The sequence below is a fragment of the Rhizobacter sp. P3_B12 genome, assembly GCF_056402895.1.
Genome location: NZ_JBFUGN010001805.1, coordinates 1 through 506 on the forward strand (window position 1 = coordinate 1; position 506 = coordinate 506).

General features: G+C 70.2%; 1 protein-coding gene. It reads right to left on the reverse strand.

The features are described from left to right. Positions 1–503: SDR family NAD(P)-dependent oxidoreductase (locus tag AC1D01_RS38330; protein WP_477875264.1), on the reverse strand; the 503-nt coding region annotated here is incomplete at its 3' end. Between the last annotated feature and the right edge of the window lie 3 nt (positions 504–506).

The window sequence follows — 506 nt, forward strand, 5'->3', positions numbered from 1 at the left end:
GTCGCGTAGGCCGGGTAGCCTGCGCCCTTGATCATCCAGCTGATCGAGCCGAGGTTGATGATCGAGCCGCCGCCCAGGCCGGCCATGTCGTCGACCACCGCCTGCGCCGCGAAGAACTGGTGGCGCAGGTTGACGTTCATGCACTGGTCCCAGAACTCCGGTGTCACTTCCTCGACCCGGTGGCGCTGGTCGTTGGCGGCGTTGTTGACCAGCGCGCCGATCGCACCGAACGCGCTGCGCGTCTGCGCGATGGCCGCCTGCAGCGCCGCGACGTCGGTCACGTCGCAGGGAATGAACAGCGGCTTCGGCGCGCCGTGCGGGTTGGGCCGGGCGGCGATGCCCGCCAGCAGCGCGTCGGCCGCCTCGCGGTTGCGGCCGACGAAGCCGACCTTCGCGCCCTGCGCATGGAAGTGCTCGACGAAGGCGGTGCCGATGCCGGTGGTGCCGCCGCTGATGAAGACGGTGCGGCCTTCGAGGCTCGGGTAGTGGGCAAAACGGGTCATGGG